At 57.3% G+C, this 626-nt stretch carries 1 protein-coding gene; it reads right to left on the bottom strand.

The window, feature by feature from the left end; all coding sequences use genetic code 11:
• Positions 1 to 128: 128 nt before the first annotated feature.
• Positions 129 to 626 (bottom strand): zinc-binding dehydrogenase (locus tag K5E40_RS34370; protein WP_165869949.1); only part of this gene is annotated, 498 nt, incomplete at its 5' end.

Below are 626 nucleotides of genomic sequence, written 5' to 3'. Positions count from 1 at the left end.
AATGCGGACGATTTCTTGATGTCGGCGGCGCCGAAGAACACGTGGGAGAAGATGTCGTTACCGGAAATTACTGGAGTAGCCATTTAATGTGTTTCCTTGAGTATTGATGTTTAACGATCAGGTCGTGATCAGTAGTGAATAACGGTGCGAATCGACTTGCCTTCATGCATCAGGTCGAACGCTTCGTTGATTTCATCGAGCCCCATGGTGTGGGTGACAAACGGCGCCAGGTCGATCTCGCCTTTCATCGCGTCTTCCACCATGCCTGGAAGCTGGGTACGTCCCTTGACGCCGCCGAAGGCAGAGCCCTTCCAGGTCCGGCCAGTAACCAACTGGAACGGACGGGTCGAAATTTCCTTGCCGGCACCGGCGACACCGATGACGATCGACTGGCCCCAGCCACGGTGGGCCGCTTCCAGCGCCGAACGCATGACGTTGACGTTACCGATGCATTCGAAGGTGTGGTCAACACCCCAACCGGTCATCTCGATCAGAACCTCGTGAATTGGCTTCGCGTGGTCCTTGGGGTTGATGCACTCGGTGGCACCGAAACTGCGAGCCAACTCGAACTTGGCCGGGTTGGTGTCGATGGCGATGATGCGGCCCGCCTTGGCTTGGCGTGCGCC

The sequence above is a fragment of the Pseudomonas baetica genome, assembly GCF_019733355.1.
Taxonomy (GTDB): domain Bacteria; phylum Pseudomonadota; class Gammaproteobacteria; order Pseudomonadales; family Pseudomonadaceae; genus Aquipseudomonas; species Aquipseudomonas baetica_A.
The sequence above is the reverse complement of the archived record's forward strand: the minus strand, read 5'-3'. Positions and strand labels throughout refer to the sequence as shown.